The 25,638-nt window shown below is 50.9% G+C and carries 33 protein-coding genes and 3 pseudogenes; 26 read left to right on the plus strand and 10 right to left on the minus strand.

What is annotated here, in order from left to right; genetic code table 11:
* Positions 1–38 precede the first annotated feature (38 nt).
* The 4 genes and pseudogenes from AAER43_RS08875 to AAER43_RS08890 all read left to right on the plus strand — a co-directional run bounded on the left by AAER43_RS08875 (position 39) and on the right by AAER43_RS08890 (position 2,413).
* Complete coding sequence (locus tag AAER43_RS08875; protein ID WP_050862228.1) at positions 39–1,337, plus strand: DUF2254 domain-containing protein; 1,299 nt, start codon at positions 39–41, stop codon at positions 1,335–1,337.
* A gap of 165 nt (positions 1,338–1,502) precedes the next feature.
* Positions 1,503–1,673, plus strand: a pseudogene (locus AAER43_RS08880) (NADP-dependent isocitrate dehydrogenase); the annotation flags it as partial.
* 77 nt (positions 1,674–1,750) lie between these two features.
* Positions 1,751–2,098, plus strand: coding sequence for a DUF1304 domain-containing protein (locus AAER43_RS08885; RefSeq protein ID WP_014883427.1), 348 nt, complete (start codon positions 1,751–1,753; stop codon positions 2,096–2,098).
* Between the two features lie 69 nt (positions 2,099–2,167).
* Positions 2,168–2,413: a DUF2543 family protein gene (locus AAER43_RS08890; protein ID WP_014883428.1), complete on the plus strand. Its 246-nt coding sequence runs from the start codon at positions 2,168–2,170 to the stop codon at positions 2,411–2,413.
* Position 2,414: 1 nt separating this feature from the next.
* On the opposite strand, the pseudogene AAER43_RS08895 reads toward AAER43_RS08890, so the two are convergent.
* A pseudogene (locus AAER43_RS08895) lies at positions 2,415–3,914 on the minus strand (EAL domain-containing protein).
* A 192-nt stretch (positions 3,915–4,106) separates the two neighbouring features.
* Between AAER43_RS08895 and AAER43_RS08900 the strand changes: the two are divergent.
* The gene (locus AAER43_RS08900) at positions 4,107–5,591 is read left to right on the plus strand and encodes a sensor domain-containing diguanylate cyclase (protein ID WP_224955213.1); all 1,485 of its coding nucleotides are present in this window, start codon (positions 4,107–4,109) and stop codon (positions 5,589–5,591) included.
* Between the two features lie 280 nt (positions 5,592–5,871).
* Positions 5,872–6,120: a GlsB/YeaQ/YmgE family stress response membrane protein gene (locus AAER43_RS08905; RefSeq protein WP_008500746.1), complete on the plus strand. Its 249-nt coding sequence runs from the start codon at positions 5,872–5,874 to the stop codon at positions 6,118–6,120.
* 127 nt (positions 6,121–6,247) lie between these two features.
* Here AAER43_RS08905 and AAER43_RS08910 read toward each other — a convergent pair whose 3' ends face one another.
* Positions 6,248–6,346 carry a YoaK family small membrane protein gene (locus tag AAER43_RS08910; RefSeq protein WP_014883431.1) on the minus strand — a complete coding sequence of 33 codons (99 nt, stop codon included), beginning with the start codon at positions 6,344–6,346 and terminating at the stop codon, positions 6,248–6,250.
* Positions 6,347–6,389: 43 nt separating this feature from the next.
* The gene (locus AAER43_RS08915) at positions 6,390–7,409 is read right to left on the minus strand and encodes a sensor domain-containing diguanylate cyclase (RefSeq protein WP_050862230.1); all 1,020 of its coding nucleotides are present in this window, start codon (positions 7,407–7,409) and stop codon (positions 6,390–6,392) included.
* Positions 7,410–7,572: 163 nt separating this feature from the next.
* On the opposite strand from AAER43_RS08915, the gene AAER43_RS08920 reads away from it, so the two are divergent.
* Together AAER43_RS08920 and AAER43_RS08925 are read left to right on the plus strand one after the other, a co-directional pair.
* Positions 7,573–7,827 carry a DUF333 domain-containing protein gene (locus AAER43_RS08920; RefSeq protein WP_014883433.1) on the plus strand — a complete coding sequence of 85 codons (255 nt, stop codon included), beginning with the start codon at positions 7,573–7,575 and terminating at the stop codon, positions 7,825–7,827.
* A gap of 80 nt (positions 7,828–7,907) precedes the next feature.
* Positions 7,908–8,213 carry a hypothetical protein gene (locus AAER43_RS08925; RefSeq protein ID WP_014883434.1) on the plus strand — a complete coding sequence of 102 codons (306 nt, stop codon included), beginning with the start codon at positions 7,908–7,910 and terminating at the stop codon, positions 8,211–8,213.
* Here AAER43_RS08925 and AAER43_RS08930 read toward each other — a convergent pair whose 3' ends face one another.
* Positions 8,214–8,558 carry a DUF488 domain-containing protein gene (locus tag AAER43_RS08930; RefSeq protein ID WP_014883435.1) on the minus strand — a complete coding sequence of 115 codons (345 nt, stop codon included), beginning with the start codon at positions 8,556–8,558 and terminating at the stop codon, positions 8,214–8,216.
* A gap of 101 nt (positions 8,559–8,659) precedes the next feature.
* Here AAER43_RS08930 and AAER43_RS08935 point away from each other — a divergent pair, with 101 nt between their 5' ends.
* The gene (locus AAER43_RS08935) at positions 8,660–9,367 is read left to right on the plus strand and encodes a CTP synthase (RefSeq protein ID WP_023332733.1); all 708 of its coding nucleotides are present in this window, start codon (positions 8,660–8,662) and stop codon (positions 9,365–9,367) included.
* A 32-nt stretch (positions 9,368–9,399) separates the two neighbouring features.
* Here the strand turns inward: AAER43_RS08935 and AAER43_RS08940 are convergent, their stop codons facing one another.
* Complete coding sequence (locus tag AAER43_RS08940) at positions 9,400–10,587, minus strand: CynX/NimT family MFS transporter (RefSeq protein ID WP_014883437.1); 1,188 nt, start codon at positions 10,585–10,587, stop codon at positions 9,400–9,402.
* Between the two features lie 99 nt (positions 10,588–10,686).
* Between AAER43_RS08940 and AAER43_RS08945 the strand changes: the two genes are divergently transcribed.
* Positions 10,687–11,478, plus strand: a complete 792-nt coding sequence (locus AAER43_RS08945) for a helix-turn-helix transcriptional regulator (protein WP_014883438.1) — start codon at positions 10,687–10,689, stop codon at positions 11,476–11,478.
* On the opposite strand, the gene AAER43_RS08950 is transcribed toward AAER43_RS08945, so the two are convergent.
* The gene (locus AAER43_RS08950) at positions 11,462–11,908 is read right to left on the minus strand and encodes a DUF441 domain-containing protein (protein WP_014883439.1); all 447 of its coding nucleotides are present in this window, start codon (positions 11,906–11,908) and stop codon (positions 11,462–11,464) included. The two genes, AAER43_RS08945 and AAER43_RS08950, sit on opposite strands and share 17 nt — an antisense overlap.
* 144 nt (positions 11,909–12,052) lie before the next feature.
* Here AAER43_RS08950 and yoaI point away from each other — a divergent pair, with 144 nt between their 5' ends.
* Positions 12,053–12,157 carry a small membrane protein YoaI gene (gene yoaI, locus AAER43_RS08955; protein ID WP_014883440.1) on the plus strand — a complete coding sequence of 35 codons (105 nt, stop codon included), beginning with the start codon at positions 12,053–12,055 and terminating at the stop codon, positions 12,155–12,157.
* A 16-nt stretch (positions 12,158–12,173) separates the two neighbouring features.
* On the opposite strand, the gene AAER43_RS08960 is transcribed toward yoaI, so the two are convergent.
* The 3 genes from AAER43_RS08960 to AAER43_RS08970 form a co-directional block, all read right to left on the minus strand.
* Positions 12,174–12,674, minus strand: coding sequence for a YbaK/prolyl-tRNA synthetase associated domain-containing protein (locus tag AAER43_RS08960; RefSeq protein ID WP_023332738.1), 501 nt, complete (start codon positions 12,672–12,674; stop codon positions 12,174–12,176).
* A 263-nt stretch (positions 12,675–12,937) separates the two neighbouring features.
* Positions 12,938–14,080: a phage integrase Arm DNA-binding domain-containing protein gene (locus AAER43_RS08965; RefSeq protein ID WP_049015341.1), complete on the minus strand. Its 1,143-nt coding sequence runs from the start codon at positions 14,078–14,080 to the stop codon at positions 12,938–12,940.
* Positions 14,055–14,318 (minus strand): excisionase, encoded by a 264-nt coding sequence (locus AAER43_RS08970; RefSeq protein ID WP_008500733.1) that lies wholly within the window; start codon positions 14,316–14,318, stop codon positions 14,055–14,057. The genes AAER43_RS08965 and AAER43_RS08970 overlap by 26 nt, the downstream gene beginning before the upstream one ends.
* Positions 14,319–14,484: 166 nt before the next feature.
* On the opposite strand from AAER43_RS08970, the pseudogene AAER43_RS08975 reads away from it, so the two are divergent.
* The 10 genes and pseudogenes from AAER43_RS08975 to AAER43_RS09020 form a co-directional block, all read left to right on the plus strand.
* A pseudogene (locus AAER43_RS08975) lies at positions 14,485–15,003 on the plus strand (antitermination protein); the annotation flags it as partial.
* Positions 15,004–15,631: 628 nt separating this feature from the next.
* Positions 15,632–16,027: a phage holin family protein gene (locus AAER43_RS08980; RefSeq protein ID WP_022648767.1), complete on the plus strand. Its 396-nt coding sequence runs from the start codon at positions 15,632–15,634 to the stop codon at positions 16,025–16,027.
* Positions 16,014–16,295, plus strand: coding sequence for a phage holin family protein (locus AAER43_RS08985; protein ID WP_022648766.1), 282 nt, complete (start codon positions 16,014–16,016; stop codon positions 16,293–16,295). The genes AAER43_RS08980 and AAER43_RS08985 overlap by 14 nt, the downstream gene beginning before the upstream one ends.
* The gene (locus AAER43_RS08990) at positions 16,295–16,921 is read left to right on the plus strand and encodes a glycoside hydrolase family 19 protein (protein WP_049015383.1); all 627 of its coding nucleotides are present in this window, start codon (positions 16,295–16,297) and stop codon (positions 16,919–16,921) included. Before AAER43_RS08985 ends, AAER43_RS08990 begins: the two co-directional genes overlap by 1 nt.
* Entirely contained in the window at positions 16,918–17,142 is a 225-nt protein-coding gene (locus tag AAER43_RS08995; RefSeq protein ID WP_049015387.1) for a hypothetical protein, read from the plus strand. The genes AAER43_RS08990 and AAER43_RS08995 overlap by 4 nt, the downstream gene beginning before the upstream one ends.
* Entirely contained in the window at positions 17,139–17,411 is a 273-nt protein-coding gene (locus AAER43_RS09000) for a hypothetical protein (RefSeq protein ID WP_049015390.1), read from the plus strand. Before AAER43_RS08995 ends, AAER43_RS09000 begins: the two co-directional genes overlap by 4 nt.
* Before the next feature lie 108 nt (positions 17,412–17,519).
* On the plus strand, positions 17,520–17,675 hold the full coding sequence (locus AAER43_RS09005; protein ID WP_158002600.1) for a hypothetical protein: 156 nt from the start codon (positions 17,520–17,522) through the stop codon (positions 17,673–17,675).
* A gap of 106 nt (positions 17,676–17,781) precedes the next feature.
* The gene (locus AAER43_RS09010) at positions 17,782–18,009 is read left to right on the plus strand and encodes a hypothetical protein (protein ID WP_045888911.1); all 228 of its coding nucleotides are present in this window, start codon (positions 17,782–17,784) and stop codon (positions 18,007–18,009) included.
* A 176-nt stretch (positions 18,010–18,185) separates the two neighbouring features.
* Entirely contained in the window at positions 18,186–18,545 is a 360-nt protein-coding gene (locus AAER43_RS09015) for a cell envelope integrity TolA C-terminal domain-containing protein (protein WP_045888909.1), read from the plus strand.
* A gap of 242 nt (positions 18,546–18,787) precedes the next feature.
* Positions 18,788–19,426 (plus strand): hypothetical protein, encoded by a 639-nt coding sequence (locus AAER43_RS09020; RefSeq protein ID WP_045888937.1) that lies wholly within the window; start codon positions 18,788–18,790, stop codon positions 19,424–19,426.
* 10 nt (positions 19,427–19,436) lie between these two features.
* On the opposite strand, the gene AAER43_RS09025 is transcribed toward AAER43_RS09020, so the two are convergent.
* Positions 19,437–19,940, minus strand: a complete 504-nt coding sequence (locus AAER43_RS09025; RefSeq protein ID WP_001472855.1) for a hypothetical protein — start codon at positions 19,938–19,940, stop codon at positions 19,437–19,439.
* A 290-nt stretch (positions 19,941–20,230) separates the two neighbouring features.
* On the opposite strand from AAER43_RS09025, the gene AAER43_RS09030 reads away from it, so the two are divergent.
* Genes AAER43_RS09030 through AAER43_RS09050 form a run of 5 tightly spaced genes read left to right on the plus strand, consistent with a single transcriptional unit; the run spans position 20,231 to position 25,637 of the window.
* A complete protein-coding gene (locus tag AAER43_RS09030) occupies positions 20,231–20,800 on the plus strand; it encodes a hypothetical protein (protein WP_342701878.1) in 570 nt (189 codons plus the stop codon).
* The gene (locus tag AAER43_RS09035; protein WP_053087500.1) at positions 20,742–22,865 is read left to right on the plus strand and encodes a terminase gpA endonuclease subunit; all 2,124 of its coding nucleotides are present in this window, start codon (positions 20,742–20,744) and stop codon (positions 22,863–22,865) included. Before AAER43_RS09030 ends, AAER43_RS09035 begins: the two co-directional genes overlap by 59 nt.
* Before the next feature lie 8 nt (positions 22,866–22,873).
* The gene (gene gpW, locus AAER43_RS09040) at positions 22,874–23,137 is read left to right on the plus strand and encodes a gpW family head-tail joining protein (protein ID WP_000483309.1); all 264 of its coding nucleotides are present in this window, start codon (positions 22,874–22,876) and stop codon (positions 23,135–23,137) included.
* Positions 23,137–24,774, plus strand: a complete 1,638-nt coding sequence (locus AAER43_RS09045) for a phage portal protein (protein WP_001045359.1) — start codon at positions 23,137–23,139, stop codon at positions 24,772–24,774. Before gpW ends, AAER43_RS09045 begins: the two co-directional genes overlap by 1 nt.
* On the plus strand, positions 24,771–25,637 hold the full coding sequence (locus AAER43_RS09050; protein ID WP_049015398.1) for a S49 family peptidase: 867 nt from the start codon (positions 24,771–24,773) through the stop codon (positions 25,635–25,637). The genes AAER43_RS09045 and AAER43_RS09050 overlap by 4 nt, the downstream gene beginning before the upstream one ends.
* Position 25,638: the final 1 nt, after the last annotated feature.

The following is a 25,638-nucleotide window of genomic DNA, read 5'->3' on the forward strand; positions in this document are numbered from 1 at the left end:
GCATTAATTTATCTTGGCCATAATACGAGGGAATGCAAATGATCTCACGCTGGCAATGGATTCTTAAGCAGGTATTTAAAAAGTTATGGTTCAGGGCTGCATTATTCGCAATTGTAGCGATAATGACGGCTCTTTTATCAATTCTGTTTAAATCAATGATCCCTGAGTCGGTATCGGTGAAGGTTGGCGCAGAGGCTGTGGATAACATATTAAATATACTGGCATCGAGTATGCTAGCAGTTACCACATTTTCGCTTAGTATCATGGTCACAGCGTACGGTTCAGCTACAACTAATGTGACACCAAGAGCTACACGATTAGTTGTTGAAGACGTAACCACACAAAATGTACTGGCCACATTCATCGGTTCATTTCTCTTCAGCCTGGTAGGGATCATTGCTCTTAATATGGGAGCCTACGGAGAAAGGGGGAGAGTCATTTTATTCGTCGTCACACTGGTGGTCATTGGTTTAATTCTCATCACATTGCTTCGTTGGATACAGCATTTGACCTCCCTGGGAAGGGTTGGTGAGACGACAGCAAAGGTGGAACAGGCAGCAATCGAAACATTTGTTGAAAGAGCTAAAAGTCCATATCTGGGCGGATATCCATGGCTTGAGAACAATGAACAACCAAACGGAACGGTTGCAGTTTATCCGGAGATAATTGGCTATGTTGAATATATTGATATGCTGAAACTCAGCAGGTTGCTAACTGAGGATCCTCGACATGTATATCTTGTAGCACAGCCAGGCAGCTTCATACACCCCTCGATGCCAGTTTTGTATCTGAGTCAGGGGCAGGGGCCATTAATCAGTAAAGACCTGCTTGATACAATCATCGTCTCAGATGTACGTTCATTTTCTCAGGATCCCCGATTTTGTCTTAGCGTTATGGCTGAAATAGCCTGCAGGGCCCTTTCACCGGCAGTGAACGATCCTGGCACCGCAATTGATGTCATTGGCAGAGGTGTACGAGTACTATCCGCTTATGCGCAGAATAAATCTGATGAAACTGAAGTGATATATCCTTCAATACATGTTGCGCCACTTCAAAACAGGGAACTACTGGAAGACTTTTTCTTACCTATTGCCCGTGATGGTGCCGGTATGAGTGAGATCCAAAGGAGAGTGCTCAAAGGGCTATCAATGTTAGGAAGTAGTTGGCCGCGCGAGTTTGAAGATGCTGCACATATTTTGGCACGTGAAATTTTAGAGTATGTAAATCGTGCAGCTCACACCGATTCCGATAAGGCTCGGATTCAATTAGTCTATGAACGTTTATTTTCCGACATACAATCAAAAACTATCAATGTTAAAACTGGCAAGAAGAACTAATGGGTTTGGGATGCGTTTCATAATTGAGGATAGCTAAAAAGAGGTTATCAAAACCCAAACTTCATCGAAATTAATCAATGGGTTAGGTAAAGGTTTAAAATGCTTGACTAGAACTCCAATTATGATAGATTCCTCTAAAATTCAATGAATTACTTTCGCCTTGTTGAAATACTGCTGCGTCATATGGAATGGTTCGAAGCCGCAGACCTGATCGTGAAAGGTATGGAAGGCGCGATCAACGCCAAAACCGTAACTTACGATTTCGAACGTCTGATGGAAGGCGCTAAACTGCTGAAATGCTCAGAGTTTGGCGACGCGATCATCGCGAACATGTAATCCAGACTTTGGGTTAAACAAGAGCGGGGGCCTGAGGGTTCCCGTTTTTTTTGCCTCTGCCTGCAGGAAATAACACGATGCTAGCCACTGTTCTTATCGCTGTCGTTGCATTTATCCATCTTTACATCCTTGTGCTGGAAATGTTCCTGTGGGACACCAGAACCGGGCATAAGGCGTTTAATCTCAGCCCGGAATTTGCGCGTGAAACCCGCGTGCTGGCCGCGAATCAGGGGCTATACAACGGTTTTCTTGCGGCGGGTTTGCTCTGGAGCCTCTGGCTCGGTGAAGAGGGTGTTCATGTGGCCATCTTCTTCCTGGCCTGCGTGCTGATTGCCGGTCTCTTTGGCGCAGTGACCGCCAGCCGGAAGATTCTGTATGTTCAGGCTTTACCTGCGCTTGCCGCCCTGCTTGCGCTGCTTATCTGAAGCAACGCGTTGGTCAACCGTGCGTCGTCCGATATACTTGTGGCTTCATCCTGAGAGGTTTAGACAGTTATGAATAACGACATCCCATTGAAGTACTATGACATCGTCGAAGAATACGCGACGGAAGCCGCAAAGCCTGTCAGTGAGTCAGAGCAGGACCCACTGGCGCATTATTTCCAGCTGCTGCTCACGCGGTTATCAAATAATGAGGAGATTGATGAGGAAGCTCAGCAAGAGATGGCGCGTGAAGCCGGGGTTCATGCTGAACGTATTGATGATATTGCGAACTTCCTTAATCAGTGGGGAAATGAATAGCCTACCGCGCCAGACCCAGGAGCCGCTTCGCAAGCTCACGGCGGGAAACAGATTTTGAAAAATACCATCCCTGAACCAGAGCCTCAGGATATCGTTCAGCAATAAAGCGGAATTGTATTTCGTTCTCAACGCCTTCGAAAACCAGCGTTTTATTCAGTTTTGCGAGGGCGTCGCTAAAGATCACAAAAATGTTCTGCTTATAATGCTCACTGATGCCATCGACCAGCGACTTGTCGATTTTGATCTCATCATATTCAAGAAGCGAAAGCCTGGCCAGGTTGGAGTTTTGCACACCGAAGTCATCAATGGATATTCTGACACCAAAGGATTTTAACTTCTGACAGAAGCCCTCCAGAATATTCGCGGTGGAAACGGCTTTTTCAGAGAGTTCGACTTTTATCATAGACAGCGGAATGTTGTTGGCTAAACATCCACGGCGCAAAATGCTGATAAATTGTCCATCTTCAATTTCCGTTCGACCAACATTGAGCGAAACGACCAGTTGATGCTTAAGCACCAGCGGTGCGATGTCCTTAAGGGATTTCTCAAGAATATGGGTATAATATTTTTTATACAAACCAATTTTCTGGATTAATGGAATAAACAATTCCGGCGAGACGTCACCGTGTTTTGCGTCGCGCCATCTCGATAAAACCTCCACGCCCACTATTTTGCTATCCTGAATGCGAATTATGGGCTGGTAGTGAACGCCAATAGTGTTGGTTAAGACGGCTTTAACCAACGTCCGTTCCAGTGAAAAGCGGTCTTCATTGAGTCGAAAGAAAAATAACGTTATCGCAATCCAGATAAAACATAAAATAGCCACGAGAAAGGCAAACACCGCGGGAGATAACGAGGCCAGTCCTGCATGGTGATGCTTCACAATGACGCACAAATCTCAGGAAGTGCTGCACTGTGTGAGGGTGAGGGTAAATAACGTGGAATGTACCCCATCCTGTTCTTTTACCTCATGGGTTGCTGAAAAAAATATTCTGGCAAAGTCTTTGGTGGTTGCGCTGAGTGAGTAATTGTTAGTAACCGGGGTGAATTTATCGTAAGCGTAGCGGGAGGAGAAGATAATAAGATTATTGTAGATGGCCGCATTGCCCGTGAAAAAATCTTTTCTGGAAAATTGCGCGAGCAGGAATCCTCTGGGTGTTTTATGGAGCTCTGCTGGCAGGGGGACAGGGTTAGCGAGTTTTCCCCAAAAAGCGGTACAGATTATTTTTCCCTGCTCTATAAAACCGATGTCTGCAAAATAAAGGCTGTCGAGCTTAATCTGTCTGTAGCGATCAAGGCTGGCTTTGTCGCATCCCTGAGTGGTCAGGCCTTTAAGTGTCTGCGCCACGCTCTGAGACAGGCCTTCTGAATACTGTAAAAGGGTCTGGGAAATCTCACGCAGTTTGCTTTTCTGCTGGCCCATGATAACCGCATTGACCGTATAGAGAGACAGAAAGACCAGAAACGCTGAAACGATAGTAACGGCAACGATCTTTTTCATTTTCCAGATACCTTGTCCGCTCCCTGATTTTTCAAATCTTATCACAGGCTGGGCTTGCTACAAGCCTGATAATATGGGTAGTCAGCCTAATCCAGGCGGATGAACTATGCTTAAGTGCAATTCATTTTCCTCTTAACCTGAGCTTTGTTACAGTGACAAGAGTTGTCAGCCAGGGATGTCAGGCGTGATAAGGTGGAAAAGCTCGTGCATGTCAAAAATACTTTTTACACAACAACCATAACCGTCATCATTGTCTCGTTGATCATTTCATTGTCGCTTGCCGTGCAGATTGCAACGTCCCGACAGCAGTCAATCCAGCAGATCAATACCAGCGTTGCCAACCTGAGCCATACCCTGAATGTCTATACAGAAGGCATCATACGCCAAAGTGAAATGTTGATTACCACAGTTTCCGACACCCTTGAAATTTATGGCATGACCCCGCAACAGGCGATCAATATTCAGCGAATGATAAGCAATCAGGATAACCTTCTTACCCAGATTAATAATGTGGTTGTCTATGATGCGCAGGGGGATATCTTCACCGCCTTGCACGAAACTTTAGCAGGTCCCCGTAAAGGCGCGGACCGGTCATTCTTTGTCTATCACAAGGAAAATAAAAGCCAGCAGATATTTATTGGCGAGCCAGTGATAAGCAGAACCAATGGTAAATGGGTTATTACCATAAGCCGACGCCTTGAGACTCACACGGGGGCATTTAACGGCGTCGTGGTGGTGACGCTGGGTATCGAAAACTTTCTGACCCTTTATGGACAGATCAATATCGGACACGCGGGCGTTATTGGCTTAACGACACAAACAGGCGTTTTACTGATTCGCTACCCCTTTAAGAATACCTATATCGGTACGATTTTTTCAGATTCTCCTCTCTTCAGGAAATACCTAAAAGTACAAAATACAGGGATAGCCAGCTCCGTTTCCCGGTTTGATAAAATCGAACGCATTTATGCCTATGAGAAAAACAGCCGCTACGGACTGGTCACGACGGTGGCGGTCAGCGCGGATGAAGCCCTTTCCCCCTGGCGCAAGCAGGCGATTCAGCTTGCCTTACTTATTTTCGTTTTTACCGCGATACTCATCGTGGCGTCTTATTTCCTGTATTCCGACTTATCCAGAAAAACACGGGATAACAAAGCGCTAAAGATTATTGCCTCGGAGGATGCCCTGACCGGGCTTTATAACCGACGTATTTTCGATGAAAAAATTCTCTCCGACATCGCGATGTGCGCGGCAGAGGACGCGCCGATTTCGCTCCTCCTCGTGGATGTGGACTACTTCAAAAAGTACAACGATAACTATGGTCACCCGGAAGGGGACAGGTGTCTGGCATTACTGGGAAACTGCCTCAGGGAAAGCCTCACTCGCGACAACCAGCTTGTGGCGCGATATGGCGGGGAGGAGTTTGCATTGATATTGCCTGAATCGGATATCCAGGAGGCGCTCCGCCTTGCACAGACGATTATTCGCAATGTCTTCTCTCTCCACATTGAACACGCGTTCAGTCCTTTCGGGCGGGTCACGGTGAGCGTAGGCATCTCCACTGCGCGTGCTGTCGACATCGCGGGCAGTCAGCAGAATATTATTATTGCCGCGGACCAGGCGCTCTATCAGGCAAAACGCGGAGGCCGTAACCGGCACGCTTTTGTTGGGGTATAACCCAAAAAAAAGCCCACGAAAGCGTGGGCAAGAAATACTGGAAGCAATGTGAGCAATGTCGTACTGAATACCTGAGTATTTCTCTCAACTATTCAGCGTTGAGAAAGATAATCTTTCTCAATAAAAGATGCAACCCCACATTTCCTGGGGAAGGGCATTTTGATGGCAAAATGCGCATCCGCTCAGTGTGAGGCTTATCACAAATTTCCTTTCTCAAATCCTGTGCTATCCTTTTTTGTGTCGTTGATTTAATGACAAAAACCATACAGAGAGGAAAGTTATGGGAATTTTATCCTGGATTATCTTTGGGCTTATTGCGGGTATTCTGGCGAAGTGGATCATGCCGGGCAAAGATGGCGGTGGGTTTATCGTCACCGTAATACTGGGTATTGTCGGCGCGGTAGTCGGCGGCTGGATCAGTACGCTGTTCGGCTTCGGGAAAGTAGATGGCTTTAACTTCGGCAGCTTTGCGGTTGCGGTGATCGGCGCGCTGGTTGTGCTGTTTATCTACAGAAAGATCAAAAGCTAAAACTGAAGCGTTAAAAAAGGCTGCCGGATGGCGGCCTTTTTACATCACGGGTTCACCACCAGCCAAGCTCCGTGCCTGCAAAGGCCACAATGGCGATGATTAACATAATGAGCGTGGTTTTTCTCATTTATGCCCCCGGTGCAGCGTAACCACCGACAAAAAACCACGCCAGAAACACGACCGCCGTAATAAAAATAACGACAGGGAAGAGGATCCCTATTCTCATATCATCACCTTTTTCTTTTTATAACGCCGTAGAGTGTACGGGGTTAATCCATCGCGAGAAAGCGTGTTTTGCTTTTTCCTTTCTTATCCTGATACATCGCCACATCAGCAGCACGTAATGCGCTGTCCGGATCGGTTACGTCTGGGTCCACTTCGATAACGCCGAGGCTGGCTCCCGGATAAATAAGGTTAATGTTACCCAGCCAGTATTCCCCTGAAATGCGTGCGCTGAAGCGCGCTTTGAGCTGATTCATGTGCTCCTCATTGTCGACATGACTCAGAGAGGCCACCAGAAACTCATCGCCGCCCAGCCGACCAATGATATCGTCCTGCTGTTTTTCTGCGGTCAAACGCTTGCCCACTTCAATCAGGAACTGGTCGCCTGCTTCATGCCCATACCGATCGTTAATCAATTTAAAATCGTCCAGGTCGATAAACGCAATGATGGCGTTACGTTTCAGGTGTCGAGCCAGGGAAAACAGAGTAGTCAGATCCTCAAAGATGGCGCGACGGTTGGGCAGGCCGGTAAGGGCATCGGTATAAGAGTGTGCGATGAGCGCCGCGTTGGCTTCCCGAAGCTGGTTCACCAGAGATTCTTTCTGAATGTACTGACCAATCAACCCGGCGAATAATTTTAACATCTGTTCACCGCGCTCGCTGAGCGGCTTTTTAGCCGTGCTGGTGGCGCAAAGCGTACCGTAAAGCGAGCCATCGGCGAGATGAACCGGAATGCTCATGTAAGTGGTAATACCGAGAGCTTTCGCCGCTTCGCACTCCGGCCAGCGCTCGGGGACATCGTTACTGAAGATGGTGTCGCTATCCAGCGCGCGCTTACACAGCGTTTCATCCCAGGGCACGCTCAGCCCCTCCGGGATCGTCATCTGCTTACTGTTTCGGGCATAAAGGATATGCTGCAGCCGCGCCTGGATATCCACCTTCGTCAGGTAAGTCGACTCCATATCGGTGACGATTTCCAGCATCTCCAGCAGCTGACGAACGAGACTTTTAAGGGATTGCTCAGTAACGAGGGTTTCTGAAACACGGGCAAGGATAATATCCGACATGACGTAGAAAGACTCCCAGGCAGAAGACGTCTGCATCTGCATGTTATGCTGAATTCTTAGGCTTCAGGCATAGTAAAACATGAATGCAGAAAATTTTATATATGGAGAAAGCGGCGCTGAGCCGTTACCCTTAGGCAAAGATGATGTCACAAGGATCGATGCGATGAGATTTCTGCTTCTGGCGCTGACGCTTCCCCTGGTCGCCTGTACCGCAAAAACAACCCCACCCGATGCGCCCAAACCGCCACAGGCCGTAGGTATGGCGAACCCGGCTTCCGTTTACTGTCTGGAAAAGGGCGGGGAACAGATCCCGATTCAAAGCCCGCAGGGTGTTCGTACCGAGTGCAAGCTGCCGGGTGGTGAAGTGATCGACGAATGGACGCTCTATCGTCGCGATCATCCGCAACCCACCAGGTGACAGAAGGGCAGATGCTGCGATACACTTCTCTTTAGGATTATTCTTAGCCAGTATCTGGCTACTGTTACCGCGAGAGAAGTATGTTTCAGCTTAAACCGGGCTGCATGGCGATGATCATCGGTGCCCGCACGGCGTCTGGCCGTCGCAATATTGGTAAATCTGTTGAGTTGTTTGGTCTTTGCCAGCCTGGCCTGCGTTTTGTAAACCCGGTTAACGGCGTGATGACGCAATTACCCGCAAGTGCGGACCGCGCGCTTTGGCTGGTCACCGGAGACGTCTACGCCTTTGACAATCAGCACGGCTTTGCGTTTGTTCGCGCCGAACATCTGATGCCGCTCACCCCTGATCAAGCCCCGCAAATGCTGGATGAGCTGACAATCAGCTGATCACAAATGACGTAGCCAGTCGGCTAAAACCAGGGCGTGATTCTGTTCCGTGTTTTTCGCGCCATAGAGGAGGGTGAGAGTCTGCTTGTGTGCCACCGCCGCAAGACGCCTTCCCTCGTCCTTGTGCTGCGCCAGTTCTTCCTGATAGGCTTTACTGAAAGTCGCAAAATCAATAGCTTCGCTATGATACTCCTGACGTAATGCGTTCGATGGCGTGAGTGTTTTACACCATTCGTCATGGGCGAGGTCCGTTTTTTTAACCCCGCGCGGCCAGAGTCTGTCCACCAGCACCCGATAGCCATCGTCCTGGCTTGCCTGCTCATAGACGCGTTTGCACTGAATCATAATTCCACCCTCCCAATTTAAGGTATTGTGATAATTGCAGAAGATCGGTAGTCTGAGGTTCCTTATGTTATCTGATAATACTCTGGCATAAGGAAACTTTCATGGAACACCTCCCGGTTAAAACGACGCTCCGCATTGCGCTGGTTGGCGATTACAATCCTGATGTTATTGCACACAAGGCGATCCCGCTGGCCATTGACGATGCTGCGGCCGTTCTTGACCTCACCGCCGATTACGACTGGCTTGCTACCCCGGAATTAACCAGTTCTGAGGATCTGGTGGGCTACGATGCCATCTGGCTGGTTCCTGCGAGCCCCTATAAAAACACAGAGGCCGCCTTTATCGCCGCACGCTACGCCCGTGAAAACAGTATTCCGTTCCTGGGGACCTGCGGTGGGTTCCAGCATGCGCTGATTGAGTATGCCCGTAACGTGCTGGGCTGGCACGATGCGGCACATGCTGAGACGGATACCGAAGGCACTATGGTGATCGCGCCGCTGACCTGCTCGCTGGTGGAAATATCCGATGCCATTGAACTGCGCAGCAATACGCTGATCGCCAAAGCCTACGGCAAACCCGAAATTGAAGAGGGATATCACTGCAACTATGGTGTGTCGCCGGAATTTGCTCAGGCGCTGGAGAGCGGTGATATGCGCGTGACGGGCTGGGACGAACAGGGGGAAATCCGTGCGGCGGAGCTGATAACCCACCCGTTCTTTGTGATCACTTTGTTCCAGCACGAGCGTGCTGCGCTGGAAGGACGTCCGGTGGTTCTCGTACAGGCAATGCTTCGCGCGGCGCGGGGCTAAAACAGGGCAGACCCGATGGTCTGCCTTCGTGTTTAGCGGGGCGCGATTTCCCGGTCGCGCCCGGCAAGTATCCCGCAGACGGCCATGACGATCGCGGCCAGCGCACAGGCGAGAAGGGGGATGCGCCAGTCTCCTACCGAATCGTGGATTTTACCCATCAACGGCGGTCCGCAGGCAGCGAGCAGGTAGCCGATAGACTGTGCCATACCGGACAATGCCGCCGCCTGATGCGCAGAGCTCGCGCGCAGACCGATGAACGTCAGGCCGAGGATCATCGTTGCCCCGGAGCCAAAGCCAAACACCAGCGTCCACATCACCGCCATATCCGGTATAAACCACAATCCCGCTGCGCTTACCGCGCACATCAGCGCCACTGCACCGGCGATCGTCCGCTGATCTTTCAGCCGATGGAGGATCAGCGGAACGGCAAGTCCCGGCACGGCTGTCGCCAGCTGTAAAAGACCATGCACCGAACCTGCCTGCGCCTCGCTGTAGCCGTGGCTAAGCAGTATCGCCGGCAGCCAGCCGATGATGACGTAATAGATAAGGGAGTTAATCCCCAGAAAGAGCGTCACCTGCCAGGCGAGAGCTGAACGCCAGATTGCGCGGTTATGTAACGCGCCTGCGCCTGTTACCGTCGCAACATGTTTCTGACGCCACTGCGGCAGCCAGAGCAGCAAGGCGAGCAGCGGAAACACCATCAGCATCAGCAGCGCGCCCTGCCAGCCCGCATGACCCTGGGCCAGCGGCACGATTAGCGCCGATCCTAACGCGGCGGCTGCCCCCATAGTCAGGGAATAGGCACCGGTGAGTTTCGCCACCTGGCCCGGAAAGTCACGTTTAATTAAACCTGGTAACAGCACGTTCCCAAGCGCGATCCCGCAGCCAATCACTGCCGTGCCGATGAAAAGCAGGGCAGCGGAAGGCAGGGAGCGAATGGCTATCCCGGCGCAAATCAGCAACAGGGCGATAAACAGGCTACGCTCCATGCCAATACGTCGGGCCAGACCTGCGGCGAGCGGGGAGATCAGGGCAAAAGCCAACAGGGGCAGGGTGGTCAGCAGACCGGTTTGCGCCGTGCTTAAGCCATAATCAAGGCGAAGGGTATCCAGCAGCGGGGCTGCGCCGGTAAAGGTGACGCGAAGCGTGGTGGCGATCATCAGGATGCCTGCAATCAACAGCGCGCCGTGTTTTCCTGAGGTGCGAATAGCAGTAGTCATTATGTTCTCATACGTTCAAGCGAGCGCACACAATACCGATTTTCCCGGCGGTTGAAATCAGGCTAAAATGACAGTTTATCGCTAAAATCGGACAACATGATGATTGGACTGGGACTGGACGGCTACGATCCTGATAGCCAGCATGATGCGGCCGTCGCCTTTCGCATCCGTGTGGTGGCGGAGGAACAATATATACCCCTGCATCATCACCGCAAGGGACAGCTGATTCTGGCACTTGGCGGCGCGATTACCTGTGAAGTGGAAAATGCCATGTTGATGGTACCGCCCCAGTACGCGGTCTGGATCCCCGGGCAGATGCCGCACAGTAACAGGGCCACGCCGGGGGCGCAGCTCTGCTTTTTGTTCATTGAGCCCGGCGCCGCCAGTCTGCCCGACCGCTGTTGTACGCTGAAAATGACCCCTCTGGTGCGGGAGCTGATTTTATCGCTGGCAGAAAAATCGCAGGCACAGCTTCAGCTTGCGGCCACATCCCGACTGGTCGATGTCCTGTTTGATGAACTGCCGCTCCAGCGTCAGGAGCATTTACAGTTACCCGTCTCACCCCATCCAAAAATCCGGCTGATGAGCGAGAAGATGGCGGAAGAGCCCGCGGCCTGGCAGACGCTGGCACAATGGGCAAGCCACTTCGCCATGAGCGAACGCAACCTGGCGCGACTGGTGGTAAAAGAGACCGGTCTAAGCTTTCGTCGCTGGCGTCACCAGCTGCAGCTTATTGTGGCGTTACAGCATTTGATAAGCGGGAAATCAGTACAGCAGGTGGCACAGTCACTGGGTTATGACTCGACCACCGCGTTTATTACCATGTTTAAGAAGGGGCTGGGCCAGACGCCTGCACGTTACATGGCCAGCCTGACTACGACTTCCCGATAAACAGGGAGACCAGACCGGCTGCAATCAGCGGGCCCACCGGCACGCCGCGAAAGAGCGCTACGCCCAGCACCGTGCCCACCAGCAGACCCGCAACCAGTGAAGGCTGGCTGCTCATCAGCGTAACGCCGCGCCCACCGAGCCATGAGACAAATACACCTACCGCGATAGCCACCAGCGATTTCCAGTTGACAAACGAGTGCAGCAGCGTTGAGGCGGGAAGCGTACCGCTGGCGATGGGCGCCATCACCCCGATGGTTAAAATGATTATCCCGATGGTGAGGCCTTGCTTTTCTATCCACGGGAAAAAGGTATTTAACGGCGTGACGCGAACGATAATCAGCACCAGAATCGAGATGGCGACGGTGGTGTTATGACTGATTAAACCCAGCGCGGCGAGTGCCAGGAGAATGAGCAGAGTAGGGTCAAACATAGGGAATCCTTGCCAAAATAATCGTCCTGCTTACTGTACGCGGAAAAAGGGCGGAGAACAGTTTTAAAAAGATTTTACCGCTGTCATAACCTTGTCATTTACGCGTTTTAAAACGAAGGCAGATATCGCAAAGGGGTCGCTATCATGAACGATCACATGTTTGTTGAAACGCTGATTATCTCCTCATCGTTTTTCGTCATTGCCGCGATTCTCGTCGCCTCCGTGCTGTTGCTGGAGAGAAAAGGCTGACAGTCAGCCTTCACGGTTAGACTTTATGGAAAGTCACCAGCTCAGGACGGGCGATGCGCAGGTAATCCTGGGTATCCATGATCACGGATTTTTCCAGCAGGCCGGCGTTAAATGCGATTTCGTCGAAACGCTCGAACAGCAGCGGGTCGGCGACCAGCGTCAGATCGGGGTGGAAACTAAAAGGCGGGATAGCGCCGAATACGCAGGCGGTAAGGGTACTTACCTCGGCCGGGCTGGCGAGGGAGGCTTTAAGCCCGCCGAAATGGCTGGCAAGCCGGCTCAGGTCGGCCTGCAGATCGGCAGCCAGGATCGCCAGAACATGCTTTTTAACACCGTTCCCCTTCACTTTGCAGACCAGGGCTTTTGCGCCCTGACGCAGATCGGTCCCGCGTATTTCACTTACCGCTTCACATTTCCCGACCGCCTCGTGCTCCATAACCCGAAAACGTGCGCCTTGCCCGGTGAGTAAGGTTATCAGTTGCTGGTGGGTTCCTGTCCCCATAACGTCGTCAGTCATCGCGATTTTCCCGGTGATAATCCAGTATGCAGATGGCTACATTAGCACGAGAAGAACGGCGTCGAAAGAAAACAGCCAGCGCGTTCGCTGGCTGTGAGATTATGCGTTGCTGTTAGCAGACTGCTTGTGGAACAATTCGATGATTTTTATTTTATTGTTTTATAAGGTTAATTTTTCTTCCCCAAATCATCCCCAAAACAAATCCCCAAAACTCATGTAGCACCAGCTTTTCCTTTGGGGCTATCTAAAGGTTATCTATCTCGCTAAATAACAAGTTTGTTCCATTCCAGACCACGATCATCTCCATACATTGTGCTCATCGCTTCAGTTTTATGCCCAAGCAGAGTTTTGACATCAATACCCTGCGCTTTATAGGTTCTAGATGAAAGCGAACGCTGTTCGTGAAATGGGGGCAGGGCAATACAATCCTTTGGCCATGCAATATTTGCTTTATCTCTTGCTTCCTTGAAATACTTCGATATTGTTTTCTCTGGAACGTGGGAACCAGCTTTACCGTAAGCATGATGTTTCACATGGTGTATCAGATATGGGCTCACAACTCTGTCTCGACACTTGCTTATTACTTCCGAAAGCGTCACGCCAATAGCATCACACCGTAAATTTAAAGGAATAGCTAACTTCATTCCTGTTTTACTCTGGGTTATATGAAGATGGTTATCCCATATATCACTGAACTTCATCGCTACAATGTCCCCAATACGTTGACCAGTCACCAAAGCCAAAAGCATGGAGTTCTGAGCGCATGGTGGCAATGTTCCCGCGCTTTCATAGATTAGCTTCCATTGTTCGATACTGAGCCTGCTTCGCTTTACCTTTGCTATCGGATTTTTAACTGCTAAAGCAGGATTGTAGCCGGGTTCAACCTCACCAGCATGTTGAGCCTCTTTAAATACGTCGTTAAGCACGCTCCTAATCAGCTGACCCATTCGATGTTTACCTTCAGACTTATATTCATCAATAATTTTTGCGATTAACTTCGTGTCAACATCTTTTAGGCGAACGTTAGGAGCTCTGTCAGCCAGAACTTGAGCACATAACCTCCTAGATTTTACGGTCGGTTTTTTTATTTCTCCGTCACGCATCCTTTCCATCTGAATATCTACGTACCTTTTTATCCAGTCTGCGACTCGAATTCCTTTCTCTTTCTTATCTGTCTTCTTAATGGCCATATCGATAAGAGCGAAGGATTGACGTGTTTCCTGCTCAGATGTTATCCGATTTAACTCCGTAGCAGCAGCTTTGGCTGCCTCTTCATCTGTTCCAAAACCAACAAATGTTCCAGTGACAGGGTGGCGATATTGCCAGTAGATTTTTGATGTACGTTTATCCAACTTGCAATACAGGTTAGGTATTTTAACGTTATGCTTTCTGGGGCGAGCTGCCATTTATTGCTTTCTCCACTAACTGGCGAGCCTTGTCTGATAATGATGATGAAATATCAACATTGCTTACCATGCCAATAAAACGAGCGTCCTCATCTATAACCCAGCGGCGACCTTGCTTTAAAGCTGGTGGGAAAGTTTGCTTGGTCTTGGCTATTTTGTTTAGTGCTGAGTTGCTTAATGGATATTTGAACCCATTAGGACCCGAAGCCCACTCATGTAGTGTTACTAACTGCCCCATATGTTGCTCTCCACTTAACCGGCTGCACCCGGCTATCTCTTATAGAAAATGCAAGATGAACAACCACCACGAAGCCCATCATTGCAGGTACGACATCTTTTTGTTTCGGTGTAATAGAGCTGGTGGACCATCTCCTTCGGCATGAGAACCGGCATCGGCACGCGGATATGCATCGTCAGCCGCTGATTTATCCGATTGCCCAAAATGCAACGGTAAAGGTCTTATTGAAAAAGTCGGTACGGTCACCAAAAGCCATTACACAATGAGAATTCCTCAGTGGGCAAAAGACCTTGGACAGTCGCCATCTTCTTTCGAAAAGAAGCGGGAGGTGAAGAACGTGGAGCAATCACTCTGCGCAAAATGCAACGGTATCGGGAAAATAAGTAAGCGCTGCCAGTGTGGAGGAACAGGAAAGACACTGGACCGTAAAGCAACGGAGCTGCAAGGCGTACCTGTTTATAAGGAATGCAAGCGCTGTGAAGGGCGCGGTTACAGCAGGCCAAAGTCATCTGTTGCTTACCGGGGAATATTCTCTGAGCTGCCAAGTCTTCCTGATCGCACCTGGCGTTACAGCTGGAAGCCATTCTACGAAATGCTTGTTTCTCGCTGCTTTCAGGAAGAGAGCTATTCAAACACCCAACTGAAAAAAGTAACAAGAAACGATAATTTGACGGATATCGCGTAATTTAACGTCACGTTTCTTGCAATGTTGCCGTTTTTGATGTAATTTGACACTAACGATGGCTTTGTATGTCCACGGTTAGAAAGAAAATATAAAAAAAACCTCGCTACGGCGGGGTTTTGTTGTTTCTAAGGGCTGCCAAATGGCGGCCTTTTTTGTTTCCCCTCGTTCTGAGAGGACTCACGGCGATGATGTATTGACCGCTAGAATGGATTAGTTGTAACTTATTATTGTGGTGAATCCTTTCTAAGCGAAAGGGCGTTCCAGTCAACTGCTATCTGCAGGTATGCGCGCGGCTTTGCTGGCTGGGGTAGAGTCACCGGGAGGCACCCGGCACCATGACAACAACAATACAGTTTCAAATTCCTTGAGAGCCTGCCGTAAAAAGCAGGCCTTTTTTTATGAATTTGCAAACTGCTGCTACGCTTGAAATGTGTGTTGAAGGTAATTGCCTGATGGTTCTCCTGAACCGTTGTGAACCAGCCCGATACTGTCTCACTCAGGTCAGTTAGCAAGACTCACGACTACCTACCTTACTTACTAATAGTCACTCATTAGCCCGCCTTCAAAAGCGGGCTTTTTTTATTCCCCTCATCACTGAGAGGATTCACGGCAATAAGAGGGGGACTAGATGTCCGATCCTGTTTCTGGCACGACAGTAGCGGCTGGTGGTCTGATGGGGGCCAGCATGTTCGGCCTGGCAACCGGCATAGATTACGGTGTGGTGTTTGGCGCATTCGCTGGTGCGGTGTTCTACGTCGCTACGGCGGTTAATATCAGTCGCCTTAAGCTGGTGGGCTACTTCATCACCTCATTCATCTTCGGCGTTATCGGCGCTCCACTGCTTGGCTCTTACTTCTCCAAATGGACGGGGTATAGCGACAGGCCACTTGATGCGCTGGGCGCGGTAATCGTAGCCGCTATTGCTATTAAGCTGCTGACGTTCGTCAACAGTCAGGATTTGGGTAGCCTGTTTGGAATTCTCTCGCGTTTACGTGGTGGAGGGGCCAGCAATGGTAACAAGTGATCCGAGTGCGATGGCAAACGCAATTATCTCTGCTGTGATCGTTATTGCACTGATGTTCTACCAGCGCGGCGGGGCGAGACATCGCCCTCTGATATCGCTGATGGCTTATTTCACGGTGCTGGTATACGCCAGCGTCCCTTTCCGTTACCTGTTCGGCCTGTACCATGAATCGCACTGGTTCGTGGTGCTGGTGAACGTCCTGATATGCGCCGCCGTTCTATGGGCTCGGGGAAACGTTGCGCGCTTGGTTGACGCACTGAGGCACTAATGAACCAATCACAATTTCAAAAGGCGGCTGGGCTAAGCGCCGAGTTAGCTGCGCGCTGGTTTCAGCCAGTGAGCGATGCGATGAAAGAGTTCGGCATCACCAAGCCGGTAGACCAGGCGATGTTCATTGCTCAGGCTGGGCATGAGTCGCTAGGTTTCACCCGACTACAGGAAAACTTCAACTACAGCGTAGTGGGGTTGGCAAACTTCATTCGAGCAGGACGCATCACACAAGACCAGGCTAATGAGCTTGGCCGTCGACCTGAAGAACGAGCATTACCGATTGAGCGCCAGCGTGCCATTGCAAACCTGGTCTACAGCAAACGCTACGGTAACAATGCGCCTGGTGATGGATGGAAATACCGAGGGCGTGGACTCATCGGCATCACGTTCCTTGATAACTATCGTGACTGCGGAAATGCCCTGAAGGTAGATTTGGTTCAACAGCCTGAGCTGTTAGCTGAGCCCATTTATGCAGCCAGAAGCGCAGCGTGGTTCTTTGCTACTAAGGGATGCCTGAAGTATTCCGGCGACCTGATACAGGTGACGAAGATTATTAACGGCGGCACGAACGGACTTGAAGATCGTCGCGCACGCTTCGGGCAAGCGAAAACGGTGCTGGTATGAAAAAGTGGCTGCGCATCTTACTCCCGCGATGGGAGACAGATACGGTTGTTCTTCAGGCACAAGGTAATGAGCTTCATATCGTCTGCAGCTACGAAGATATCGATCCCGGCGAGATGTTTGACGGTATGTGTGAGCTCAAGACCTTCACCTGGCTGAACTGGTCTTTCCCGTCAGGGGAACCCATGAACGTTCGATCCTTTGAACCGAAGGTGGAAGCATGAGCACAGTGCAGTTAATCATCACGGTAGCAGTAGCCATTCTTGGCGCTATCGCCGCAGCTTTTGGCATTGGTCATTCACGCGGTGCCAGTAAAGCGGAAGCCAAAGCAGACCAGCAGCGCACTGAAGACAAGGCCGCTGCCACTGAAGCAGCAGCAGAACGCCGGGTACAAGCCACCAAAGAGGCCAGCAATGTACAACAAACTGTTAACCGTATGCCTGATGACGATGTTGATCGCGAGCTGCGCGGAAACTGGACCCGCAAAGGTTGAAGTCATCGACACCAGCTGTGACTGGGTAAAGCCAGTCTACCTGACTGATCACGACATCAACGTTATGGACCGCCAGACGAAGAAAGACATCCTGGCGCATAACAAAGCGTGGCAGGCGAATTGTCAGAAACAAAAAGAAGTGAGGTCAAAGTGATCGCAACCATCGGAACAATTCTGGTCTGGTTGATAATGGGCATTGCGGGTATTGGTGCTATTTTCTGTGCCTTCATTGGCTTGCTGTTTCTCATCAACTGGCCTAAATGAACTCTCCGCCATAAACCTCGTGACAACCCGCGCTGCCCCATCGAACAGGGTAACCAATAGCCTCGCAATAGCGGGGCTTTTTATTAGCAGAAGAAGGAGAAGAAGCGTGTTAACAGTAAAAGTGATGTCGCCGGGCGGCGGCGAAGAGATTCATTGCGGCCTGAGCGTTGGCTTTAATCCCAAACAGCAGAGCATCGCGGTATCTGGAATGGACAAAAATGTTTTCCTTAAACCCGGTGAGGTCGCCTACGTGATGAACCAGAACGGGAAGACGGTATCTCGTTACGAGCATATTTACCGTCAGGAAGTGCTGCATAACGCGGTGGAATCGTAGCCATTACAAAGCTCGCCTGCTGGTGGGCATGTCGTGCTGTAGAGCGTCTAGTTGCCGACTGTTAAGCATTACATCAGGCCCTGTGTAGATGCCTGCAATACAAAGCAAGAATAGCTCGTTCATTCTTCGTTTGTATATATGTTATAACTTCGGAAACATTTAGTAAGGAGCGCAGAATGAGTAAGTTTTTATGTTTCCTCGTATTATTCCTGGTGGGATGTCAGGGGCCAAAACAACAAACATTAACACCAAAGCAGAGACAGGAGTTCCCCATAATCAATCAATGGGCTGTAAAATTTAAAGAGGCAGTTGAAAGTAGATTTCCATATGCCAGTAGATATGTCGGAGATACATGCACTATCCGTGTTCATCAGCCGAAAGGAACAAATAAAATCAACAATATGCATGTAGTAGAAGGGAACCCGGAATTGTGTAAAGCGGCAGTTAAAGCTATACAGACCGCCAGTGATGATGGTTTATTACCCCTTACGCCGGACCTTATCGGTGAGGAGTTTCCGTTGGATTTCAAACCATAGACGCGTCTCAGAACCACTATAACTTTTGTATTGCCTTCACCATCGCATTACAGCAGGCATTCACTGAGTGCCTGCGATAATGACGAATTGTGGTGTACGTGTTAATCGTCAAATAAGAAGGAAAAGGCGAGCGCACCTTTACGATGGCTATCCGGTTAAAGATCGGCACACCCGAGCTAATACGTACATCACAGTCCCATCAAGTAGTGGGCTTGATAATGGCAATACTTACGGAGACTGTTATGGCGACGCTTAAAGACCTTTCCAGTCAGTTAAGACAGCTGCAGAAGCAGATACCGTTTGCGACTGCCCAGGCGATGACTAAAGTGGTTCGCCAGATAGAGGTAGCCCAAAAAACAGCATTTGAGCGGCATCTGGATAATCCAACACCTTTTACAGTTAAATCGGTAGGGTCAGTTGGTGCCAGGAAAAACAGCCTTCGTGCAAAGGTGTTTGTTCGTGATACTGCTGCTGGCTACCTAGAACCTTTCGAGTTCGGCGGAGAGCATAAGCTCAATGGTAGTGCTTTGCTTAACCCGAAAGACATAAAGCTTAATAAATACGGCAACCTGCCGCGTAATAAGCTCTCTCAGCTCAAAGCAAAGGAAAATGTATTCGTAGGTGAGGTGGATGGCGTTAACGCTGTCTGGCAGCGTAAGAAACCGATGAAAGCTAAGAAGCGACGGGCCAAGCGCTCCGCTAATGGGACGCGAAGACCGAAACGTAAACAGCGTTCTCCAAAGCTTTTGATCCGGTTTGGTGATGCGCTACCTGTGACTCCAGTGCTGGGGTATATGGATAGGGCCCGTACCATGGCGAACGCACTGCTACCGTCTGCTTTAAATCAGGCGATAGCAGAAGCCATCAGGACGGCAAAATAAAAGCAGTAACTTATAAGTTAATTTCGCAAGCTTTTATGAAGCTGTTTACTGCAGTTGTCGATCCAGAAACATTGGCTGACATGGAATGCTGGTTTCCGCCATCCTTTGTTTGCACACCAACTAACACTTTGGATTTCGCCCCCTGAAGCTGCTTAAGCACTGTTTTTAGTTGGTCCGCGTCATCCGATTGAATCTGGAGGCTCTGAACATTACGTCTTGAAAGGGTAGCATCGAGCTTCACTGCGGTATTCCCGTCGACCTTCATTATCAGGTCCATTGGTACCTCTGATAGTGATTCGGTGCTTTTATCCATTTCAACGTATGCCGCCGATAGCTTTTCTTTAGTGCAGTCAAACACAATGGCGCCATTGTCGGATGAAACCTCGCCAAGCATCATTGCTTTCTTACCACCAGAGAAAAGGTCATCTTCAGTATTAGTTACCCACTGGGCATGAGCAATTGGTGATGCCAGCACTGCGGCTACGAAAGTTATTTTGATTATATTGTTACCCATTACATTCTCCTTGTATTGAATAGGAATAATCATAGTCGGAGCGAATGGTCGAAGCCATTAAAAAAATGGGTCCTTCCTGAGACTTTTGTAAGGTACGGGCATTGCGCGCCGCGGTGTTTTCCTAGCTACAACTTTCAGATTTGTGTCCCATGTCCCACCTCTGGCGATCATTACGGACACCTCGCCAGCTCTGGCTATTCCAGTTTATTCCAGTGGGACATTCTGGTGGGACATGGCAAAAATGTCCCAGGCGAATGTCCCACCCCAGAAAATGTCCCAGGTGATGTCCCATGACAACGATGAACCAGAGTCAGTACGCACAACATTCAGGTGTGGATCGCAAAACAATTGGCCGGTGGATTAAAGCCGGGCGCTTCATTGTGATGGACGGAGACCTGATTGACGTAGAGGCCAGCGATGCGGCATTGAAGAAAAACCGCGATGGCAAAGACCCGCGCGCCTCGAACGCGAAGAAAAAGAAAACTCCCGTCGTTAGCGATAACGATGATGACGGTGATGAAATCAATAAAACTGTCCGCCAGATAATGCTCACTGAAGGGGCAGATCTTTCGAGAGAGGAAGCGGGACGTATCCGCGAGAATTACATGGCCCTGCAGGCAAAGCTGCAGTATGAAAAAGACAGCGGCCAGCTTATTGAGCTGACAGCAGCCGAGGAGGTTTTATTCAACACCTTTCGCCAACAGCGTGATGCCTGGCTTAACTGGCCGTCCAGGGTGGCGCCGCTAATGGCTGCTGATCTGGATGTACCGGCGGACAGGATGACAGAGGTGCTGATTGAACATGTCCACAAACACATCTCAGTCCTCGGAGAGCCAGAGTTTAACCCGGCAGAAGATTGAGCGTCTTGAATTAAGCGTCCGCAAAGGCTGGACACCCCCGCCGCGTATCAGTGTGCCGCAGTGGGCAGATGACTATCGTAAGCTGGCAAAAGAGGCTGGGAGCACTTCGGGAAACTGGGAAACATCGACGGTAGAAATTGCCCGCGGACCGATGCTTGCCGCGACGGAGTCCGGGGTTCATATCATCACTGTAATGTGCTGCACCCAGTTGATGAAGACAGCACTGCTGGAAAACCTTTTTGGCTATTTTGCCCACCTCGATCCTTGTCCGATACTGCTGCTGCAGCCGAAAGAAGAAGCCGCTGAACAGTTTTCGAAAGAGCGTATTAGCCCGCTGGTAAGGGTGACGCCGGTACTGCGTAAAATCATCGGTGATTCGAAACAGAAAAGCTCGAAAGAAACCATTCTTTACAAGGCATTCACTGGCGGATTTCTGGCGCTGGCGGGTGCTGGTAGCCCTGATAACCTTGCGCGTCGTCCGATTCGTGTCCTGCTGGCGGATGAAGTGGACAAGTACCCGATAACCCGCGAAGGCGATCCTATTACGCTGGCCGAAGAGCGTACAGCGACATTTGGCCTGACCTGGCTGTCTGTGCGCGCCTGTTCGCCGACGGTGGAGGATGAGAGCCGCATTGCTGACAGCTACGCCGACTCCGATCAGCGCCGGGCATCTGTAGTTTGCCCGCACTGTGGCCACCGCCAGTTCCCCGACTTTTTCAAACACGTTCAGTGGCCGAAAGAGGGGGATAAACACCTGACTAAATCGGCGATGCTCTATTGCGAATGCTGTGGTAGTGGCTGGTCCGAAGGACAGCGCCTCAGAGCTCTGCACACTATCCGATGGCATCAGACGCGCCCATTTGAGTGCTGCGGGGAGCGGCATTCACCGCTGATGGATTATGACCTTGCCTGGCGGGCGGCAGACGAGGGCAGCGTTGAAAAGGTCTGGCAATGGTCAGAGTCGGAACGGCATGCGGTCTATCGGGCAATCTGCCCCTCCTGTGGAAAGGAGGCAGTCGATAACCACCACGCGGGGTACCAGGCATCCAAGCTTTTCAGCCCCTGGCAAAAAGATAAGCCGTCGGATATTGCGAAAAAATATATCGATGCGAAGGGCGATCCGGATAAGGAACAGGCGTGGTGGAATACCCAGATGGGGCTTCCGCACCGGCCTAACCATGGGAAACAGCTCCCTGTTGATGTTCTGCTGGCGCGCCGGGAAATATTTCCGGCCGTCGTTCCGGACGGAGTGGCATTGTTAACAGCTGGAGTTGATACCCAGGACGATCGCTTCGAAATTACGATCACCGGCTGGGGGAGAGATGAAGAATCGTGGTCGGTCGCGCATGACGTTATTTATGGTGACCTTGAGACGGAAGAACCCTGGAAGCGACTGGATGCATACCTGAAACAGATCAGGCGACGTGGTGACGGGCGCGGCCTGAATATCATGGCAACGTGCATGGACTCCGGCGGCCACCATACGCAGAAGGTATACGAATTCGCCAAAGAGCGCCTTGGCCGTCGTGTCTGGGCAATTAAGGGGGAGTCTGCGCAGGGGGGCAAACGCAATCCTGTCTGGCCGACCAAACGACCATCATCGAAAAGCAAAGCCAGTTTCCGCCCTGTCATTCTGGGTGTTAACTCAGCAAAAGACGTGATACGCGGTCGCCTGCATCTTGAGCCACCCAAACCTGGTGCCGCCGCTGCGGGTTATATGCATTTCCCTGATGATCGCGATCTCGGGTACTTCAATCAGCTGCTGGCGGAGCGACTGGTTTACAAAGTCATTTCCGGGCAGCGGTACAGTATCTGGGAAGCAATACCAGGACGTGCTAACGAGGCGCTTGACTGCCTCGTTTACAGCTATGCCGCGCTGTGCGGTCTCAAACATATGGGGTTAAAACTCAACGTCCGGGCCGCCAACCTCGAAGCCGATCCGGATAAGTTCCTGCCAGCGCCAGTTGGACAGGAAGAAAAAATCAATTACGAGCTGCCGGGTGCGGTTATTGAAGAACCAACGCCGGTCAAACGTAAGCGAATATCGCAACTCCTGCCGAAATAAGGAAAATCATGTTCAACCGGAACACCAGCCTGCTTGCTGGCGCAATGACTGACGATCAGCTCAGAGATGCACTTGCGAAAGCTCAGCAGGCGTACATTGATTTAGCAACCGGGAGCCACGGTGTTTCGTTTTCCTATACGCAGGGAGACGGGACACGATCAGTGTCCTATCAGCAAAGCACCCTGGCTGATCTGCTGGCTCTGATTCAACTTCTGCAGGCGCAACTGGGGATTATCTCTCGTCCCCGGAAACCAGCGAGGTTTAGATTCTGATGAATAAAGTACAGATACTGGGCTCTGATGGGCAGCCGTTGCGACAGCAGCGTCCCTCTATGCTGGTGGGGGGGAGCCGCGTACCTTATGACGCGGCTGACTCTTTCAGCGATCAACTGGCTAACTGGCAACCCGCGCTGTGGTCGCCGGACAATGAAATTAATATCTACCGGGATCGCATCGTGTCCCGCGCACGCGATCTGGTCCGTAATGACGGCTGGGCAAACGGTGCGGTAACGCGTCTGCTGGATAATGCGGTTGGTGCCAACTTCCGGCCCATCATGAAACCCGATTACCGTGTTCTCAGAATGATCACCGGAAACAAAGCGTTTGATGCGTCCTGGGCGGAAGAGTACGGAAAAGCGCTGGACGGGCACTGGCGGACCTGGAGTAACGATCCTGGCCGGTATTGTGATGTTGAACGAAAACTCACCGTGTCGCAGATGTTACGCCTGGGGTTTCGTCACAAGCTTATTGACGGGGATGCTCTGGCCATTCTCCAGTACAGAACTGACAGGCTTGGTCCCGGAAGAGGCCGTTACGCCACCACGGTACAGATTGTCGATCCTGACCGCCTCAGTAACCCTCAGCAGAATTTCGATATGCCAAATGTCCGTGGTGGCGTTGAAATTGATGCGGACGGTGCGCCGGTTGCTTACCACATCAGGGAGGCCCATATCGGTGACTGGTGGAGCGGGGCTAAAACCATGACGTGGCAGCGCATCCCGCGTGAAACTGACTGGGGCCGCCCGCATGTGGTTCACGATTTTGATCATGAGCGTGGCGCGCAGCACCGCGGTAACGGCATCCTGACTCCGGTTATTCAGCGTCTGAAAATGCTGGTGAAGTATGACCAGAGCGAGCTTGAGGCAGCAATTCTTAATGCCATATTCGCCGCATACATTGAGTCACCCTATGACCCTGCGATGGTTCAGTCTGCCCTGGGTGAGACCTATGACGAATCAGAGTTAGGCACTTATCAGGACGGGCGTGTTGAGTTCCATAACGATCGGCGTCTGACACTTCAGAATGGTGCCCGAATGCCCATTCTTTATCCTGGTGAGAAAATCACGACGGTTAACGCGGCGCGGCCCTACAGCAATTTTGAAGTCTTCGAATCTGCTGTTCTCCGTAATTTTTCTTCAGGAACAGGGTTGTCCCCACAGCAGGTCACCCAGGACTGGTCTGACGTTAACTACAGTTCTGCACGCTCCTCGTTGCTGGAGGCATGGAAAACACTGACTCGCCGCCGGGACGATTTTTCTACCGGCTTCGCTCAGCCCATTCTCACCGCCTTTGTTGAAGAAGTTCACGACAATGAGGATTTACCCCTGCCCGCAGGCGCACCTGATTTTGTTGACGCCAGAGCCGCGTATTCCCGTGCGCGCTGGATGGGGCCTGGGCGCGGCTGGGTGGATCCGGTTGCAGAGAAAAAAGGCGCCATTCTTGGTCTGGATGCCGGACTTTCCACCCTCGAGATTGAGGTGGGTGAAAACGTCGGTGAAGACTGGGAAGAAGTGCTTGATCAGCGCCAGAGAGAAATTGAGTCATGTCTTAAACGCGGATTACCGCTTCCGAGCTGGGCACAGGCTGACCAGTTTGCGAGCCAGACCATTACCGACCCGGAGGAAAAGTGAATCTACCCCATCTGGCCCAGCGATTATTTAATACCCCGCTGGCGCTGCACCCGAGTAAAGCCGAAGTCATCATGGCATCCGTAATGGACCGATTTGGTATCAGTAAAATCGAATCTTCTCTTGCCATGGAGGATGACTGGTACGGATATGACGATAACCAGGGGCGGGAATCCCGTCGTGATCCGGGTTATGACAATGTGCTGGGCGTCGCCGTAATCCCGATATGCGGAACGCTGGTACAAAAACTGGGCAGTCTGCGTCCGTACAGTGGCATGACAGGATATGACGGCATTCGTCAGGCCTTTCTTACTGCGATGGAAGATCCCGACATTTCGGGCATTTGCCTGGATATCGACTCACCCGGCGGCGAGGTCGCCGGCTGCTTCGATCTGGTTGATGTCATTTACGGATCCCGGGGGAAAAAGCCTATCCATGCCATTCTGACGGAAAGCGCCTATTCCGCTGCGTATGCCATTGCCAGCGCAGCGGACCGGATTTCTGTTCCGCGCACCGGCGGCGTGGGTTCTGTGGGTGTGATTACCATGCACCTTGACTGGACGCAGCGGATTAAAGATGACGGTCTTAAAGTTACGATCATCACCTATGGATCCCGCAAGGCTGAAGGTTCGCCGCTGAGAGAGCTGTCAGATGAAGCGCTGGCCGCCATTCAGCAGGACATTAACACCATGGGCGAATTGTTTGTGAACACCGTCGCCAGAAACCGGGGGATTAGCGCAAAGGTTATAAAAAGTACCCAGGCCGCCTGTTTTATGGCTGCTGATGGCGTTGAAATTGGACTGGCTGATGAGGTGTGTCCTCCTGACGCTGCGTTCAAAAACTTACTTGAAAAAACAGGAGCCTGAA

Source organism: Enterobacter sp. FUJ80071 (assembly GCF_038739915.1).
GTDB classification, from domain to species: Bacteria; Pseudomonadota; Gammaproteobacteria; order Enterobacterales; family Enterobacteriaceae; genus Enterobacter; species Enterobacter kobei.